17 protein-coding genes are annotated in these 16,925 nt (G+C 68.9%); 3 read left to right on the top strand and 14 right to left on the bottom strand.

The window, feature by feature from the left end; genetic code table 11:
• The first annotated feature begins 80 nt into the window (after positions 1-80).
• Positions 81-479: a hypothetical protein gene (locus NE857_RS27715; RefSeq protein WP_017581908.1), complete on the top strand. Its 399-nt coding sequence runs from the start codon at positions 81-83 to the stop codon at positions 477-479.
• A gap of 93 nt (positions 480-572) precedes the next feature.
• The gene (locus tag NE857_RS27710) at positions 573-1,952 is read left to right on the top strand and encodes an acyltransferase family protein (RefSeq protein WP_254418311.1); all 1,380 of its coding nucleotides are present in this window, start codon (positions 573-575) and stop codon (positions 1,950-1,952) included.
• 67 nt (positions 1,953-2,019) lie between these two features.
• Here NE857_RS27710 and NE857_RS27705 read toward each other — a convergent pair whose 3' ends face one another.
• The 7 genes from NE857_RS27705 to NE857_RS27675 all read right to left on the bottom strand — a co-directional run bounded on the left by NE857_RS27705 (position 2,020) and on the right by NE857_RS27675 (position 7,616).
• Positions 2,020-2,778 carry an RNA polymerase sigma factor SigF gene (locus NE857_RS27705; protein ID WP_017581906.1) on the bottom strand — a complete coding sequence of 253 codons (759 nt, stop codon included), beginning with the start codon at positions 2,776-2,778 and terminating at the stop codon, positions 2,020-2,022.
• Between the two features lie 41 nt (positions 2,779-2,819).
• Positions 2,820-3,245, bottom strand: coding sequence for an ATP-binding protein (locus NE857_RS27700; RefSeq protein ID WP_017581905.1), 426 nt, complete (start codon positions 3,243-3,245; stop codon positions 2,820-2,822).
• A gap of 125 nt (positions 3,246-3,370) precedes the next feature.
• Positions 3,371-3,862, bottom strand: coding sequence for a GNAT family N-acetyltransferase (locus NE857_RS27695; RefSeq protein WP_254418310.1), 492 nt, complete (start codon positions 3,860-3,862; stop codon positions 3,371-3,373).
• 177 nt (positions 3,863-4,039) lie between these two features.
• Positions 4,040-4,630: a class I SAM-dependent methyltransferase gene (locus NE857_RS27690; protein WP_254418309.1), complete on the bottom strand. Its 591-nt coding sequence runs from the start codon at positions 4,628-4,630 to the stop codon at positions 4,040-4,042.
• A 183-nt stretch (positions 4,631-4,813) separates the two neighbouring features.
• A complete protein-coding gene (locus tag NE857_RS27685) occupies positions 4,814-5,644 on the bottom strand; it encodes an amino acid ABC transporter ATP-binding protein (protein ID WP_017581902.1) in 831 nt (276 codons plus the stop codon).
• A complete protein-coding gene (locus NE857_RS27680; protein ID WP_254418308.1) occupies positions 5,644-6,603 on the bottom strand; it encodes an amino acid ABC transporter permease in 960 nt (319 codons plus the stop codon). The genes NE857_RS27685 and NE857_RS27680 overlap by 1 nt, the downstream gene beginning before the upstream one ends.
• A 101-nt stretch (positions 6,604-6,704) precedes the next feature.
• Positions 6,705-7,616: an ABC transporter substrate-binding protein gene (locus NE857_RS27675; protein ID WP_254418307.1), complete on the bottom strand. Its 912-nt coding sequence runs from the start codon at positions 7,614-7,616 to the stop codon at positions 6,705-6,707.
• A gap of 381 nt (positions 7,617-7,997) precedes the next feature.
• Here NE857_RS27675 and NE857_RS27670 point away from each other — a divergent pair, with 381 nt between their 5' ends.
• Positions 7,998-9,191, top strand: a complete 1,194-nt coding sequence (locus NE857_RS27670; RefSeq protein WP_254418306.1) for an NAD(P)-dependent malic enzyme — start codon at positions 7,998-8,000, stop codon at positions 9,189-9,191.
• Between the two features lie 71 nt (positions 9,192-9,262).
• On the opposite strand, the gene NE857_RS27665 is transcribed toward NE857_RS27670, so the two are convergent.
• From NE857_RS27665 to NE857_RS27635, 7 genes are all read right to left on the bottom strand, one after another.
• Positions 9,263-9,442: a hypothetical protein gene (locus NE857_RS27665; RefSeq protein ID WP_254418305.1), complete on the bottom strand. Its 180-nt coding sequence runs from the start codon at positions 9,440-9,442 to the stop codon at positions 9,263-9,265.
• A gap of 88 nt (positions 9,443-9,530) precedes the next feature.
• Complete coding sequence (locus NE857_RS27660) at positions 9,531-10,499, bottom strand: PadR family transcriptional regulator (RefSeq protein ID WP_254418304.1); 969 nt, start codon at positions 10,497-10,499, stop codon at positions 9,531-9,533.
• On the bottom strand, positions 10,500-11,351 hold the full coding sequence (locus NE857_RS27655) for a DUF4097 family beta strand repeat-containing protein (protein WP_254418303.1): 852 nt from the start codon (positions 11,349-11,351) through the stop codon (positions 10,500-10,502). It abuts the gene before it with no gap.
• Between the two features lie 165 nt (positions 11,352-11,516).
• Positions 11,517-12,200 (bottom strand): transposase, encoded by a 684-nt coding sequence (locus NE857_RS27650; protein ID WP_254418181.1) that lies wholly within the window; start codon positions 12,198-12,200, stop codon positions 11,517-11,519.
• On the bottom strand, positions 12,158-12,580 hold the full coding sequence (locus NE857_RS27645; protein WP_254418180.1) for an IS110 family transposase: 423 nt from the start codon (positions 12,578-12,580) through the stop codon (positions 12,158-12,160). Before NE857_RS27645 ends, NE857_RS27650 begins: the two co-directional genes overlap by 43 nt.
• A 434-nt stretch (positions 12,581-13,014) precedes the next feature.
• On the bottom strand, positions 13,015-13,194 hold the full coding sequence (locus NE857_RS27640) for a DUF6104 family protein (RefSeq protein ID WP_017581893.1): 180 nt from the start codon (positions 13,192-13,194) through the stop codon (positions 13,015-13,017).
• Between the two features lie 32 nt (positions 13,195-13,226).
• Positions 13,227-16,856, bottom strand: a complete 3,630-nt coding sequence (locus NE857_RS27635) for a multifunctional oxoglutarate decarboxylase/oxoglutarate dehydrogenase thiamine pyrophosphate-binding subunit/dihydrolipoyllysine-residue succinyltransferase subunit (RefSeq protein ID WP_254418302.1) — start codon at positions 16,854-16,856, stop codon at positions 13,227-13,229.
• Between the last annotated feature and the right edge of the window lie 69 nt (positions 16,857-16,925).

Genomic DNA, 16,925 nt, shown 5'->3' with positions numbered 1-16,925 from the left:
TACGGAAGGCAGGGATGAAGCGCCGGCGGACGATCCGGGGTCGGGAGGGGGAACACCGGGAGCGCGTATAGGCTCGTCAGGTGTCTTCGCGTCCCATTACCATCGTCATCGCCGCCGCGCTCGAGGCCCTGATCGGGCTGGTCGCGGCGATCGCCGGAATCTACAGCCTCTACACCGCGATCACCGGCCAGGCCACCGACCCGGTCTCGTCGGCCATCCCACTCGCCGTGATCGGTGTCGGGGTCGGCGCGCTGCTGGTCTTCGTCGCGCACGGGCTGTGGCAGCTGCGGGACTGGGCCCGGACCCCGGTGGTGGTGACCCAGCTCTTCATGGCCGTGATCGCCTACTACATGTTCACCGGCGGGCAGTTCGTGATCGGCTCCGTGATGATCGGCACCGCCGTCATCGCCGCGGCCGCCGTTCTGGCACCGCCGACGACCGCGGTGCTGTTCACCGAGGTCGGGAACGAACGCCGGTAGTACCGGTGAACCCTTGCGGAATCCGTGCGTGCCCCCCCGGTGAGCTGGGCATACTAGCTGGGAAACCGTAGGGCGCCCACGGAGTGGTGAGCGATGACGAGCCGAGGCCAGACCTTCGGCGGGGGTGTGCGGCGGGCGGCGCGCAATACTCCCGCGAGACGGGACCGGTACGTCGATTTCCTCAGAGCCCTGGCCATCCTCCTCGTGGTGGTCGGGCACTGGCTCGCCGTCGTGATCGTCTCCTCCAACGGTATGACCGGCGAGAACGCCCTGGCCGAGCTGGCCTGGGCCCGCCCGATGACGTGGCTCTTCCAGGTCATGCCGGTGTTCTTCCTGGTCGGGGGGTACTCCAACTCCGCATCCCTGGCGTCGCACCAGCGCAAAGGCGGTGACAGCGCGGGCTGGCTCCTCGGCCGCACCGACCGGCTGCTGCGCCCCACCAGCGCTTTCCTCGCCCTGTTGTGGGCCTCGGCACTGGCCGCTGGGCTTGCCGGGGCCGACCGTGACCTGATCGCGGTCGGGGTGTGGGCCGCCTCGATCCCCCTGTGGTTCCTCGCCGCCTACCTCGGCGTGGTGCTGTGCGCCCCCGCCATGTACGCCCTGCACCGGAGGGCGGGCACGGTCGTGCCGGTCCTGCTGATCGGCGTGGTCCTGCTGCTCGACGTGCTTCGGCTGGGTGCTGGAGTGCCGCTGGTGGGTGACCTCAACTACCTGCTTGTCTGGCTCACGATGCACCAGGTGGGTTTCCTGTGGCGCGATCGCTGGACGGGTACCGGGCCGCTCGTACCCGGGGGCGTCGCGGTAGCCGGTCTCGGCCTGCTGGTCACGCTGACGGTGTTCGGGCCCTACCCGGTGAGCATGGTGGACGTCCCGGGGGAAGACCTGGGCAACGCCTCTCCGCCGACGTTCGTGCTGCTACTGCTTGGTCTGGTCCAGACGGCGGTCGTCCTCGTGCTGGCGGGGCCAGCGAGGCGGATGCTGCGCCGAATCGGCCCCTGGACGGTGGTCGTCGCCGTGAACTCGGTGGTTCTGTCCCTGTTCCTGTGGCACATGCTGGCCGCCGTGCTCGCCGGGGCGCTGCTCCACGGCACCGGTCTCTTCCCCGAACCGGCGGTGGGCTCGCCGCAATGGCTGCTGTTCCGGATCCCGTGGCTGCTCGCGGTCTCGGCGGTGATGGCCGTGCTGTTGGCGGTGTTCGGCCGTATCGAGGCGCGCACCACCCCGTCCAGTGCCGGTTGGCGTGCGGGAGGGCTCCGTGAGCTCCCGCCCGGACAGGCCCTCTGGAACGCGGTGACCTGGCCCGCGTTGCTGGCCGTGATCCTCGGACTGGTGTGGGTGGCGTTGGCGGGGCCTGAGGACCACGGCGTCGGCGTGCTGCCGACCGCCGCGTTCGCCTCCTACGTCGCGGGCGCGACCGTGCTGCGTCTGGCACGCCGCCGACACGCCGACGCGGAACAGGGGCGGGCGGAGTAGCCGTCAGAGAGCGAAGGAGGCCCCGGTGCTTCGTTTTCGGAAGACACCGGGGCCGCCACGGGAGACTTCAGTCGTCCGTGGTGAGTGCCTGTCGCAGCTGTGCCAGTGTGCGTGCCAGCAGGCGCGACACGTGCATCTGGGAGATTCCCAGCTCCTGGGCGATCTGTGACTGCGTCATGTTCCCGAAGAAGCGCAGCAGCAGGATGCGCTTCTCCCGGGGCGGCAGCTGTTCCAGAAGCGGCTTCAACGACTCCCGGTACTCCACGCCCTCCAGAGACTCGTCGACGATCCCCAGTGAGTCGGCCACCGCGGGGGCGTCCTCGTCACCGCTGTCGGGAGCGTCCAAAGAGACCGTCGAGTAGGCGTTGGCGGACTCCAGGCCCTCCAGCACCTCCTCCTCGGTCATCTGCAGGTGCGCGGCCAGTTCCGCGACGGTCGGGGAGCGCCCCTCCCGCTGGGACAGGTCGCTGACCGCCTTGGTCAGCGAGAGCTTCAGCTCCTGGAGGCGACGGGGAACCCGTACCGCCCAGCCCTTGTCCCGGAAGTGACGCTTGATCTCACCGACGATCGTCGGGGTCGCGTAGGTGGAGAACTCCACCCCGCGCTCCAGGTCGAACCGGTCGATGGACTTGATCAGCCCGATCGTGGCCACCTGGGTGAGATCGTCCAGCCACTCACCGCGGTTGCGGAACCGTCGGGCCAGGTACTCCACCAACGGCAGGTGGAGTTCCACCAGCTCGTCACGGATCGCCCGGCGCTCAGGTGCGTCCGCGTCGAGTTCGTTAAGGCGCTCGAACAACTCTCTCGCGCGCGCCCGGTCGGGCACCGCGTGCTCGGTCTTCGCTGTCAGAGCGGGCCCCCTTTCGCTCACGCCGGCTCCAGGGTGCCTCGGCGTTTGTACAGGACGATGTAGACGCGGTCGTCCGGACCGACCCCCGCGTCGACATCCCCCGCGAGAGCGGACAGGACGGTCCAGGCGAAGGTGTCACGGGCGGGAAGGCGGCCGTCCGCGGTCAGCACCGAGACGGATATGCGCATCCCCTCGGGGGTGAGTTCGAATTCCGTGGTCAGTTCTGTGCCGGGCAGCGCCTGTGAGAGGAGCATCGCGCAGGCCTCGTCGACCCCGATCCTCAGGTCCTCGATCTCGTCGAGGGTGAAGTCGAGTCGGGCGGCCAGCCCTGCCGTCGCTGTGCGCAGGACAGACAGGTAAGCGCTGTCGGCAGGCATGTTGACGGTGACAGCGTCGCGTACACCGGTGGCATCGGCCGTGGGCACAGCGGTTTCTTCGGTCACGTCCCTCCTTCGGGGGGCGAGGTTGCCGCTTGAGAGCAATGTATCTCGTTTCACCCTGCCACTGACGCAGGGAGAACAGATCGTGTCCGGCCTCAGAGGCCCGAACACGAGACGAATGGCCTGGCTCAGCCCTTCTCAGAGCCCAGTGCGGCCAGCGCGTCGCCGTCCAGACGGCGGACCGTCCATTCGTCCATGGGCGTTGAACCCAGGGTCTCGTAGAACCCGATCGCCGGAAGGTTCCAGTCCAGAACCGACCATTCGAGACGGGTGTAGCCGCGCTCCACACAGATCCGGGCGAGGTTTCTCAGCAGGGCCTGCCCGTATCCGTGGCCGCGCAGCTCGGGCCGGACGTACAGGTCCTCCAGGTAGACGCCGTGCCTGCCGGTCCAGGTGGAGTAGTTGCGGAACCACAGGGCGAACCCGGCCGCGACCGGGGTGCCGTCGGAACCCGTGTGTTCGGCGAGGTGCGCGTACACCGCGGCGTCCGGTCCGAACAGGGCGGTGTGCAGGTCCTGCTCGGTGGCGACGACCGCGTCGGGTTCCTTCTCGTACTCCGCGAGCTCCCGGATCATCCCGTGGATGACGGGAACGTCGTCGGGTCGGGCAGGACGGATCATCGGACCACCTCGGGAGCGGAGCTGCGGCTACGGTCGCTCCCCAGAGTATGCGCTGGACGGAGGGGGTTCGCGGGACAGCCGGGGCGCAGGGGGCGATCCGCCCGTCAGCGGAGGTCCGGCCCGCCGTCCGGGCGCGGCTGTCCCGTCTCGCCTGGCGCGGCCGCTGTCCCGCCTCTCCTAGTGCGGTCGGTGCGCGACCAGCCGCTCCACCATGCCGAAGAGCAGCCGGTCGTGGTGGCCCACCTCGAACCCGGCCTCCTCCGCGACGGTCCGGGGCAGCCTGCGCGGGTGCTTGCGCAGGCGCTCACGGAGCCGGAACGGGAACCGGGTGTACTCGATGTGGTCGACCAGCAGCAGCCGGCCCCCCGGCACCAGGACCCGGTGCATCTCCGCCAGCGCGCGCCCCTGGTCGGGGATCGTGCACAGCGCCAGAGCGCACAGCACGGTGTCGAAGGACTGGTCGGCGAAGCCCAGCTCCTGGGCGTCGCCCTCCACCAGGGTCACCGGGCGGCCCTGCTCCTCGGCTCTCTCCCGGGCCCGCTCCAGCATGGCGGGGCTCAGGTCCACCCCGGTCAGCTTCACCTGCGGCGGGTAGTGCTCCAGGTTCATCCCGGTGCCCACGGCCACCTCCAGGGTGCGCCCCCTGGCGCCGCCACACAGGAGCCTGCGGGTGTTGCGGATACCCGCGGGCTCGATCCGGGCCCCGGTGTCGTATCTCTTCGCCCGGCCCTCCCAGAGCTCACGGGCCTTCTCCGTACGCGCGTCCATGCCTCTCCCCTGGGGCGGGTGGGATCCCCCTGATGACTCTGGGGCCGCGAGCCCCTCCGGTCAAGGGCGACGCGGGCACACAGCGCTGCACACGGGGTGAACACGACGGAGCCCCGCGCTCCCAGCGGGGGACGCGGGGCTCCGCGCGGTGATTCGTGCGGTGGGCCGTGGGACCGGTCGCTCCTAGAGGACCTTGGACAGGAAGGCCTGGGTGCGCTCGTGCTGGGGGTTGGAGAGCACCTCGTCCGGGGTCCCCGCCTCCACCACGACGCCGTCGTCCATGAAGACCAGCGAGTCGCCGACCTCGCGGGCGAAGCCCATCTCGTGGGTGACCACGACCATGGTCATACCGCCCTTGGCGAGGTCGCGCATGACGTCCAGGACCTCACCGACCAGCTCCGGGTCCAGGGCGCTGGTGGGTTCGTCGAACAGCATCAGCGACGGCTCCATCGCCAGCGCGCGGGCGATCGCCACGCGCTGCTGCTGGCCGCCGGAGAGCTGCTCGGGGTAGGCGTGCGCCTTGTCCGGCAGCCCGACTCGTTCCAGCAGCTCCATGGCGTGCGCGGTGGCCTTCGCCCGAGGAACCCGCTTGACCTGGACCGGCGCCTCGGTGACGTTGCCGAGCACAGTCAGGTGCGGGAACAGGTTGAACCGCTGGAAGACCATCCCGATGTCGCTGCGCTGCGCGGCGATCTCACCGTCGCGCAGTTCGTACAGGCGGCCGCGCTTTTGCCGGTAGCCCATCAGCTCGCCGTTGACCCACAGGCGGCCCGCGGTGAGCTTCTCCAGGTGGTTGATGCAGCGCAGGAACGTGGACTTGCCCGACCCCGAGGGGCCGACGATGCACATGACCTCGCCGCGCTTGACCTCCAGGTCGATGCCCTTGAGCACCTCCAGGCGCCCGAAGCTCTTGTGCACGTCCTCGGCCACCACGAGGGCGTCCGCGGGCAGCTCCGCGCCCTCAGCGGTCTCCACGACCCCGTCGTGCGCGGTCACGCCGTTCTCCTCGGTCATCAGTGCGCCCCTCCCACGATGCGGTCCCGGACCCCGCGCTCACTCCGGCTGAACCTGCGTTCGATGAAGTACTGGCCGACCATCAGGACACTGGTGATCGCCAGGTACCACAGGCACGCCGCCACCAGCATCGGGAAGATCTGGTAGGTGCGGGTGCCGACCGCCTGGAGCTGGTAGAAGAGTTCGATGGTCACCGGCACGTACGCCAACAGGGCGGTGTCCTTGAGCATCGCGATGGTCTCGTTGCCGGTGGGCGGGATGACCACGCGCATCGCCTGCGGCAGGGTGATGCGCCGCATGATCTTGCTCCGGCTCATCCCGAGCGCCTGGGCGGCCTCGGTCTGGCCCTTGTTCACCGACTGCAGGCCCGCACGGATGATCTCGGCCATGTAGGCGCCCTCGGACAGGGCCAGGGCGAGCAGACCGGCCATGTAGCCGCTCAGCAGCGTGCGGACGTCGATCTCGAAGAAGCGGGCGTCGCCCTCCAGACCCAGCCACGGCATCCAGTAGTTGTCGAACGGGAGCCCGATGTGGATGGTCGAGTACAGGATGGCGATGTTGCCGAAGAGCACCGCCAGCACCAGGCGGGGCACGCCGCGGAAGAACCAGGTGTACATCCAGGAGACCGAGACCAGGACCGGGTTCCCGGACAGGCGCATGATCGCGAGGATGACGCCCAGCAGGATTCCGATGATCATGGCCAGGATGGTGGCGCTGAGGGTCACCCAGACACCACGCAGGACCGGGTCCGAGAACATGTTGTCGAACATGAAGGGCCAGTTGAACGCCGGGTTCGTGATCAGCATGTTCACGAACATCGCGGCGAGGACCAGCACGATTCCGGCGGCGACCCAGCGTTCCGGGTAGCGGACGGGGACGGCGGTGATCGGGTCGGCCGAACGGCTCCGGGTCGGTTCCTTCGACCCCGGATCGTCCGCCGATGCACTCGGTGACGTCACGGATCAGACTTTCGCTAGTGGCGGGTGCCCGGACGGATCCGGGTGAAACGGCCGCACGCCGGCCCTGTGCGAGCTCGGCGTGCGGCGGGGCGGTTCGAGGCCTACTCCTCGACGGAGGGGTTGACCTCGGAGGTGTCGATGGCGCCGGTCTCGATACCCCACTCCTCGAGGACGGCGTCGTAAGTGCCGTCCTCCATGATGGCGTTGAACGCGGCGGCCAGGGCGTCAGCCAGCTCGTTGTCGTCCTGGCCGACGACGACGCCGTACGGCGCGGCGTCGTACTGCTCACCGATGAACTCGAGCTGGTCGCCGGTCTCCTGCAGGGCGAACAGCGAAGTGGGCAGGTCGGCCAGGGAGGCGTCGTTCACCCCGGAAATCACACTGGTGGTGGCCAACTGCTGGTTCGGGAACTTCTCGATCGTGATGGCGTCCTCGCCCGCCTCGACGCAGGCCTCGCTGCGGGCCTCGGCGTCGGCGTCGTGCGTGGTGCCGGTCTGTACGGCGATGCGCTGACCGCAGGCGTTGTCGGGGTCGATGTCCTCGGGGTTGCCGGCCAGGGAGAACCACTGCGTCCCGGAGGAGAAGTAGCTGACCATGTTCACGGTCTCCATGCGCTCCTCGTTGATGGTGAAGGAGGAGGCGCCGAGGGTGTACTGGCCGCTGTCGACGCCGATGATGATCGCGTCGAAGTTGGCCGGAACCCACTCGGCCTCGAGGTCGAGCTTGCTCAGGGCGGCGGTGACCAGGTCGACGTTGAAGCCCAGGACGGTCTCGCCGTCCTCGTCCAGGTACTCTCCGGGCGGGTACTCGGCCTCGACGCCGATGGAGACGGAACCGGCCTCGCGGATCTCGTCGGGGACCAGGGCGGCGAGCTCCTCGTCGGCGGAGACCTCGGGGGCGGCCGAGTCGTCGGCGCCCTCCCCACCGTTGCCGCACGCTGTCAGGGCCAGGATGCCGGCGGCGGCCAGGGCGCCGAGGGCGAACGGCCCGGAGTGGGGCTTGCGCAGTGCCATGTGGGGTCTCCTTCTGGGAGCACGGAGTGCCTGGTCAGAACCGGGTGCGACGGTGAACGCGGACTGCCGATGTCGGGATGCAGGACATTATGCTTGATCTGGCGATACGTCGGTAACATCCCATCGTGTCCACCCGCGATTTTCCTCTGGTCACCGTTGTGAGAGGATTGCGTAACGGGTCATCCCCGTGAGATGCGGACGCGCAGTACTCGGATAAGAGTCCAGCGAAGACCGTCCCTTCCGGCGAACACCACCGGTCATGGCCGACCGGCGCCGTGAAGGGCTCCCCTAGCACCCTTACGTCTTCGCGCGTGATCCGTTGCCCACCGTCCCTCGTCATGGCCGACGCGGGACGTAGCATCAGACCGAGGGGTTTGAGTAGTGACCACCTTTTCTTCGCGTACCCAGAACACGTCCCATCTGGACGAGGACCCGGCTTTCGCCATGCACCGCGGCGGCAAGCTACAGGTGACCTCCACCGTGGACGTCAGTGACCATGAGGGCCTGTCCCTCGCCTACACCCCCGGCGTGGCCCGCGTCTGCGACGCGATCGCCGAGGACGCCGAACTGGTCGAGACCTACACCTGGAAGAGCAACCTGGTCGCCGTCGTCACCGACGGCACCGCCGTGCTCGGCCTGGGCAACATCGGACCGGAGGCCTCCCTGCCGGTCATGGAGGGCAAGTCGCTGCTGTTCAAGCAGTTCGGCGGTGTCGACTCCGTGCCGATCGCGCTCAACTGCACCGACACCGACGAGATCGTCGAGACCGTCGTGCGCATGTCGCCGTCCTTCGGCGGCATCAACCTGGAGGACATCGCCGCCCCGCGCTGCTTCGAGATCGAGGCCAAGCTGCGTGAGCGCCTGGACATCCCGGTCTTCCACGACGACCAGCACGGCACCGCGATCGTGACCGTCGCCGCGATGCACAACGCCGCCCGCCTCACCGGCCGCACCCTGGCCGACCTGCGGGTGGTCGTCTCCGGCGCGGGCGCCGCCGGGGTCGCCGTCACCAAGATGCTCATCGACGGCGGGATCGGCGACATCGCCGTGGCCGACTCCAAGGGCATGATCTACCAGGGTCGCGAGGGCCTGACCCCGATCAAGCAGGAACTGGCCTCGATCAGCAACAAGGCCGGTCTGCAGGGCTCCATCGAGAGCGCCCTCAAGGGAGCCGACGTCTTCGTCGGCCTGTCCGCCGGAGAGGTCCCCGAGTCGGTCGTGGCCACGATGGCCGAGGACGCCATCATCTTCGCCATGGCCAACCCCAACCCGGAGGTGCACCCGGACGTCGCCCGCAAGTACGCGAGCGTCGTCGCCACCGGGCGCAGCGACTTCCCGAACCAGATCAACAACGTGCTGGCCTTCCCGGGCGTCTTCCGGGGCGCCTTCGACGTCCAGGCCAGCGACATCACCGAGAACATGAAGCTGGCCGCCGCCAAGGCGCTGGCCGGGCTGGTCGGTGACGACCTGAGCGCCGACTACGTCATCCCGAGCTCCTTCGACGATCGGGTGGTCCCGGCGGTCTCCGCCGCCGTCGCCGCCCAGGCCCGCCAGGACGGCGTCGCCCGCCGCTAGGCACACCGAAACACACGGCCAAGGCCCGCGGACCGCCCACCGGTCCGCGGGCCATCGCTGTGCTCTGGCCCTCACATCAGTTCCGCCGACGTGTCGAACTTCTCGGTCAGGAGGGCGAAGGCCGCGCGCAGCTCGGCGAGGGCGGCATCCGGGGTGTCCCCCTCGCCGCTGGCGGAGACCCCCGGCCGGAGCACCGCACGGGCGCACCAGACCCCGTCCCCGTCCTGCTCGATCGTGTACGGAACCAGCAACGGTACTTCCTCGTCCGTCGGATGATGCGCGACCGAAGGGCCCGGACGAGCACGCCCCCGCGCGCTCCTCCGGGCCCTCGCCCGCCGGTCAGTCCTTCTTCTGGTCGTCCTCGCCGGTGGCGGCGGACCAGGGATCGCCGCCCGAAGGCGGCATCGGGCGTGCGCCCGAGTCCTCCGGGCCGGACCCCTTGTCCTCGGCGGCCTCGGGCTCAGGGGACTCGGGTGCGTCCCGGCCGGAGTCGCCGGGCGCGGAGTCCTTGTCCTCGGCGCCCCCGGGTCCCCGGTCGGGCGGGCCCCAGTGGCCCAGGTCGCGGCGGATCACCTCGACGGTGTCGTCGAGGATGCGGCGCAGGTCGTGGGTGGCGGACTCGCCGACCTGACCGGCCCCGCGCACCATGTCGCGGACCTTGGTCGAGAAGTCCCGCAGGGCGTGCTCGAAGTCGGGGCGGTCGCCGCCCTCGCGCTCGGAGCCGCCCTCGGTGTCGCGGTCGGAGTCGGTGCGGCTGCCCCAGGCGGCACCGAAGGCGCCGAAACCCTGGGCGAACCGCTCCCACTCGCGGGCCCACATGCCGCTGTCGTCGCAGCGCTCGCGCTTCTCGCGCTTGTCTTCCTCGGAACTCTCCGAACTCTCGGAGTCCTTGGCGTCGCCGCCGCGCTCGGAGTTCGAACCGCGGGCCGCGCCCGAGGCGAACTTGAGCTCGTCGCGCAGGGAGCTGATGGTCGCGCGCACGTCCTGCTTCACGGCCCGGGCGATGTCGCGCACCGAGTCGGTGATCTCCCGCTCCAGGTCGTCCAGGTCGCTCTCGCGGGCCCGCAGCTCCTCGCGCCCCTTGTCGGTGAGGCTGTAGACCTTGCGGCCGCCCTCCTCGGTGTGCGTGACCAGCCCTTCCTCCTCCAACCGCGCGAGCCGCGGGTAGATGGTGCCGGGTGAGGGCGAGTACACGCCCAGGAAGCGGTCGCGGAGCAGGCTGATGATCTCGTAGCCGTGCTTGGGGCTCTCGTCCAGCAGCTTGAGCAGGTACAGCCGGAGTCTGCCGTGGCCGAAGATGGTGCTCATTCAGGCCCCCTCGGGGATCGCGGCCGGGGCTTCGGGCGCGCGCCGCAGCAGCGCGGTCCGGCCGGACACGGTGTTGATGCTGATGGAGGCGGGGTCAACGCCCACGCCGATCTTGCCGCTCAGGGAGTTGCGGGCCGGGGCGGTGCGGCGGTCCAGGCCGAAGTCGGAGTCCACCTTGCCGGTGACGGCGCGCAGCTCCACGGTGGCCGAGCTCTCCGAGGGCACCCGCAGGGCCACCTCGCCGGAGACCGTGTTCACCCGGACCCGCGCGGAGGACGCCAGGTCCGTGTCGACCAGAACGTGGCCGGAGGCGGTCTTGGCGCGCAGCTCGGCCAGGCGGCCACCGGCCACCGCGAGCTGTCCGGTGGCGCTGTTGAAGCCCAGGGTGCCGCCCGGATTGCGCACCGAGGCGTCGCCCGAGGCGGTGTTGATGTCGGCCTCACCGCAGACGTGGTCCAGGGTGACCTCGCCGCTGGCGCTGCGGATACGGGTGCGGGAGTTCAGCCCTGCCGCCACCACGGGGGCGCTGGCCGTGGTCACCTCCACCGGGCACTCACGGGGTACCCGGAGGTTGACCGTGGCGCGGCGCGAGGAGAGGTCCCGGTAACCGCCCAGCTGGATGGGCTTGAGCCGGTCCAGCAGGCCCTGGCCGGTGAGGTCCTTGTAGTGGATGGTGAGGATGCCCGCCTCCTGGGTGACCTCCAGGGGCTCGCCTTCGATGTCGGTGATCTCGAAGGTGACCGGGTCATCCGTGGGGATGATGTTGACCTGTCCGTGGACGATCCGCACCTTCAGGGCGACGATGCCGTCCAGGGTGTGGGTCATCGGACTGTCGATGGTCCATCGTGCCATCGTGAACCCTTTCCGCTCGCTCTCGATGTCTTCACGATATGTCGCGAGTCCGGCAAACTCAAGATATGTCGCGGATTTCAGGGTCCGATCAGGGAGAGCTCGGGGTCGGCCCCGGAGAGCCGGGCGTCACGGACCGCTATCCCCAATCCCCGTGACGCTTCTATGTCAAGTGGCGGGCTGAAGAGAGACCTCAGCCCGCCCTCTCACCACTTGATCAGCGACCATCGCCCGATACACCACATCCGCCAAATGCCGCTTCAAAGCCCGATACGCACCCTTGGTGCCCTTGGCCTCCTCCCGGGAACGCACGAACTCCCGAGCCGGCTCACCCAACCGGACCTGAACCACCCCGATCGAGTGCAACGCCCGGTTCACCTGCCGGTTCCCACCCCGGTGCAACCGATGCCGATCCCGCCCCGAGGAAAACACCGGAATCGGCGCGCTCCCCGCCCACCGCGCCATCTTCGCCGAGGTCGCAAACCGCGACACATCCCCCACCTGCGAGAGCAACACCGCAGCCCAGACCACACCCACACCACGAATCCCCAACAAGTTCGGCGCCAACGGCTCCACCAGCTCCTTGAGACGCCGCTCCACCTCAACAACACGCACGAACAGGGTGTGGATCTCCTCCAGCTGCTCCAGCAGCACCCACCGCGCCACCTCGTCCAGCTCGGCCCCCTCCACCAGAGCACGCACCCGACCCACCTTGGCCCGGGTTTTCAACGCCCCCTTGCCCAGGCGGTGGTCCAACTCGATGTGCACCGCCGCCAGCACCCGGTTGGTCAGGGCCACACGCTGATCGGTCAGATTCTGGCGCAGGCCCACCAGCGCACGCACCTGCCGCACCTGCGGGTCGATCCGGTGGCGGGCCAGGTCAGGGTGGCCAGGGCCGCACGCGCGATGGCCACCGCGTCGATCACGTCGGACTTGGCGCCCACCGGCCCGCTCAGCTTGCGGTGGGCGGCCATGGCGCGCGGCGGCACCCACACCACTTCCTGGCCCGCTCCCAGCAGGGCGTCAGCGATGGCCCGGCCCAGCCCGGGGCCGCCCTCGATGGCCCACAGCACCGGGCCGTTTCCGGCCAGGGCGCGGATCCAGGTCAAGAGCTGGCCCAGGGCCTCGGGGCCCGTCTGGACCTTCTTGGCCCTGCCCAGGCGGGTGCCGTCCTGGGCCAGCGCGACGGCTTGGTGCATGTCCTTGTGCGGGTCGATACCCACTGTCACCATGGTGGTGTCCTGCTTCCTCTTGGTCAGGAACGGGACGACTACCAGGGCCCTGGCCCGGGGGACAGATCTACTGTGAGTTATCGGCTGCACAGGCTTCTATAAGGTCACTCCCGCGGCCAGGGCCTTGGCCTGCGAGCGCTGGTGGACAGGTCACGACAAGGTCCACGTGGGACAGATCTTGCTTGAGTCACCCCAGCCCCGCTGTCGGGCGGCTCCCGTCGAAACCCTCCCGACACCCACCATGGTGGACCAGTAGATCTTGCTACCAGGGGCAACTTCGGCGCCGAACTTGCTTCTGGTAGCAAGATCATTCTCAGGAGGAGGACCGGAGCGCGCCACCGCGGTATGAGGCACCGAAAACGGCCGAGGGGCCCGGGTCGTGATGACCCGGGCCCCTCGGCCGGAATGTCGCCGCTCAGTGCGGCTCCGTGTGACTACTCCTCGTCCTCGTCGTCCAACCGGGCCAACCAGGTGGCCAGTCGTTCGACCGGGGTCTCGAACTCGGGGTTGATGTCGGTGAACACCCGCAGCTGCTCGGCGAGCCAGGCGAAGCTGACCTCCTCCTCGCCGCGGCGGTTCTCCAACTCCTCGATCCCGCGATCGGTGTAGTACATAGTGTTTTCCAGTCCTACTCGTGTTCCCGGGCCTATTCGGCGGGCGGGAACACCGTGTCCACCAGGGCACGCTGCTCGGCCTCGTGGCGCTTGGCCGAACCGGCCGCGGGCGCGGAGGAGGCCGGACGCGAGATCCGGGTGAACGGACGGTCGAGCTGCTCGGAGAAGACCAGAGCGACGAAGGGCCACGGACCCATGTTCGCCGGCTCCTCCTGGACCCACAGGACCTCGCCCGCGTTCGGGAAGGCCTTGAGCTGCTCGCGGATCTCCTCGATCGGCAGCGGGTAGAGCCGCTCCGCCCGGATGATCGCGGTGTGCTTGTCGCCGCTCTTGCGACGGGCCGCGTCCAGGTCGTAGTAGATCTTGCCCGAGCAGATGACCACGCGGCGGACCTTCTCCGGCGCGATCGAGTCGTCCCCGATCAGCGGCCGGAAGTGGCCCGAGGTGAAGTCCTCGGCGGCCGAGGTCGCGGCCTTCAGGCGCAGCAGCGACTTGGGTGTGAACACCACGAGCGGACGCTCGAACGGCGACTTCGCCTGCCAGCGCAGCAGGTGGAAGTAGCTCGCCGGGGTGCTCGGCATCGCGACGGTCATGTTCTCCTGCGCGCACTGCTGCAGGAACCGCTCGATGCGGGCCGAGGAGTGGTCCGGGCCCTGGCCCTCGTAGCCGTGCGGCAGCAGCATGGTCACGCTGGAGCGCTGACCCCACTTCTGCTCACCGGCGCTGATGTACTCGTCGATGACGGTCTGCGCGCCGTTGACGAAGTCACCGAACTGCGCCTCCCACATCACCAGGGAGTCCGGGCGGGTCAGCGAGTAGCCGTACTCGAAGCCCAGCGCCGCGTACTCGCTCAGCAGCGAGTCGTGCACGTGGAACTTCGTGGTGCCGTTGTCGAACTGCTTGAGCGGCGTGTACGTCTCGCCGGTCTCGCGGTCCATCAGCGAGGCGTGACGCTGACCGAAGGTGCCGCGGCGGCTGTCCTGCCCGATCAGACGGACCGGGTGGTCGTCCAGCAGCAGCGAACCGAAGGCCAGCAGCTCACCGGTGGCCCAGTCGACCGCGTCGTTCTCGACCATCGTGGCGCGACGGGACAGCTGCGGCGCCAGCCGCGGGTGCGGCGTGAAGCCGTCGGGCATCGTCACCTGGGTGTCGATGACCCGCTTGACCGTCTCGGTGCTGATGGCCGTCTCGACCTTGGAGTGGTCCAGACGGGACTCGGTGAACACCTCGGGCTTGACCACGGCGCCCGGCTCGATCGGCTTCTTCTCGACCTCGCGGGTCTCGGTGAAGGCGCGCTCGAGCTCGGTCTGGTAGTCGCGCAGGGCCTGTTCGGCCTCCTCCACCGTGATGTCCCCGCGCCCGATGAGGGACTCGGTGAACAGCTTGCGGGTGGAGCGCTTGGCGTCGATGACGTCGTACATCAGCGGCTGCGTGAACGCGGGGTTGTCGCCCTCGTTGTGGCCGCGACGCCGGTAGCAGACGAGGTCGATGACGACGTCCTTGTTGAACGCCTGACGGTAGGCGAAGGCCAGGTGCGCGACCCGGACCACGGCCTCGGGGTCGTCCCCGTTGACGTGGAAGATCGGCGCCTGCACCATCCGCGCGACGTCGGTGGCGTACACGCTGGAGCGGCTGTCGGTCGGCGAGGTGGTGAAGCCGACCTGGTTGTTCACGATGACGTGGACCGTGCCGCCGGTGCGGTAACCCCGCAGCTGGGACAGGTTCAGCGTCTCGGCGACCACGCCCTGACCGGCGAACGCCGCGTCACCGTGGATGAGGATGGGCAGCACGGTGAAGCCGTGCGGGCCCTTGTCCAGCACGTCCTGCTTGGCGCGGACGATGCCCTCGGCGACCGGGTTGACCGTCTCCAGGTGGGACGGGTTGGCGGCCAGCGAGATCTGGATCTTGTCGCCCTCGCGGGTCTCGAAGGTCCCCTCGGTGCCCAGGTGGTACTTGACGTCACCGGAGCCGTGCGCGCTGCGCGGGTCGAGGTTGCCCTCGAACTCACCGAAGATCTGCCCGTAGGACTTGCCGCAGATGTTGGCCAGCACGTTCAGACGGCCGCGGTGGGCCATACCGATGACGGCCTCGTCCAGCTCGGCCCTGGCGGCCTTGGAGATCACACCGTCCAGCAGCGGGATCAGCGACTCGCCGCCCTCGAGGGAGAAGCGCTTCTGACCCACGTACTTGGTCTGCAGGAAGGTCTCGAAAGCCTCGGCGCTGTTGAGCCGGTGCAGGATGTGCAGCTGCTCGTCGCGGTCGAGCTTCTCGTGCTCGCGCTCGACGTGCGACTGGATCCACTCCCGCTCCTCCGGGCTCTGGATGTGCATGTACTCGATACCCACCGTGCGGCAGTAGGTGTCGCGCAGCACGCCCAGAACGTCGCGAAGCTTCATGACCTGCTTGCCGCCGAAGCCCCCGGTGGGGAACTCGCGGTCCAGGTCCCAGAGGGTCAGGCCGTGCTCGAGCACGTCCAGGTCCGGGTGCTTGCGCTGCTCGTGGTCGAGCGGGTTGGTGTCGGCCATGAGGTGGCCGCGCACGCGGTAGGCGTGGATCAGCTCCTGGACCCGGGTGGTCTTGTCGAGCTGGGTCGCCGTGTTGACGTGGATGTCCTGGACCCAGCGGACCGGCTCGTACGGGATCCGCAGCGAGTTGAAGATCTCGTCGTAGAAACCGTCCTCGCCCAGCAGCAGCTGGTGGATCCGGCGCAGGAACTCACCCGACTGGGCGCCCTGGATGATCCGGTGGTCGTAGGTCGACGTCAGCGTCATGACCTTGCTGATGCCGAGCTGGCTCAGGGTGTCCTGGGACGCGCCCTGGAACTCGGCCGGGTACTCCATGGCACCCACGCCGAGGATGGTTCCCTGCCCGGGCATCAGGCGCGGCACCGAGTGCACGGTGCCGATACCGCCCGGGTTGGTCAGGCTGATCGTGGTGCCCTGGAAGTCCGGAACGCCCAGCTTGTTGTTCCGGGCCTTGCGGACCAGGTCCTCGTAGCCGCTCCAGAACTCGTTGAAGTCCATTTCGTCGGACTTCTTGATGGAGGGCACGACCAGCTGACGGGAACCGTCCGGCTTCTGCAGGTCGATCGCCAGGCCGAAGTTCACGTGTTCGGGCTTGGCGACGCCGGGCTTGCCGTCGATCTCCGTGTAGGAGTGGTTCATCTCGGGCATGGCCTTGAGGGCCTTGACCATGGCGTAGCCGATGAGGTGGGTGAAGGAGACCTTCCCACCGCGGCCGCGCCGGAGATGGTTGTTGATGACGATGCGGTTGTCGAACAGCAGCTTGACCGGCACCGCGCGCACGCTCGTCGCGGTGGGCAGGGTCAGGCTGGACTCCATGTTGGTCGCGGTACGGGCGGGTGCGCCACGCAGCCGCTCCTCGTTGACCTGGAGTGCATCGTCGGTGTTCTTGGGTGCCGGGGCCGCAGCGGCCTTCTTCTTCGGCGCGGGTGCGGCGGGGGCCTTCTCGGGCTGCGCCTTCGCGGCCGCAGTTCCCCCACCCTTCCCGTTGGCCGAGTCCGCGGGCTTGTAGTCCGCGAAGAAGTTCCACCAAGCCTTGTCAACCGAATTCGGGTCGGTGAGGTACTTCTGGTAAAGCTCCTCGACCAGCCACTCGTTCGGGCCGAAATCTGTCAGGGGTTGAGACGCCTCAGACGACACGGCGGAGATCGCCCACTTCCGCAGCTCGCTTGTGAATGTGTAGGAAAGACGGGTGGCTGCTGGCAAGGC

This window comes from Nocardiopsis exhalans (assembly GCF_024134545.1).
GTDB classification, from domain to species: domain Bacteria; phylum Actinomycetota; class Actinomycetes; order Streptosporangiales; family Streptosporangiaceae; genus Nocardiopsis; species Nocardiopsis exhalans.
The sequence above is the reverse complement of the archived record's forward strand: the minus strand, read 5'-3'. Positions and strand labels throughout refer to the sequence as shown.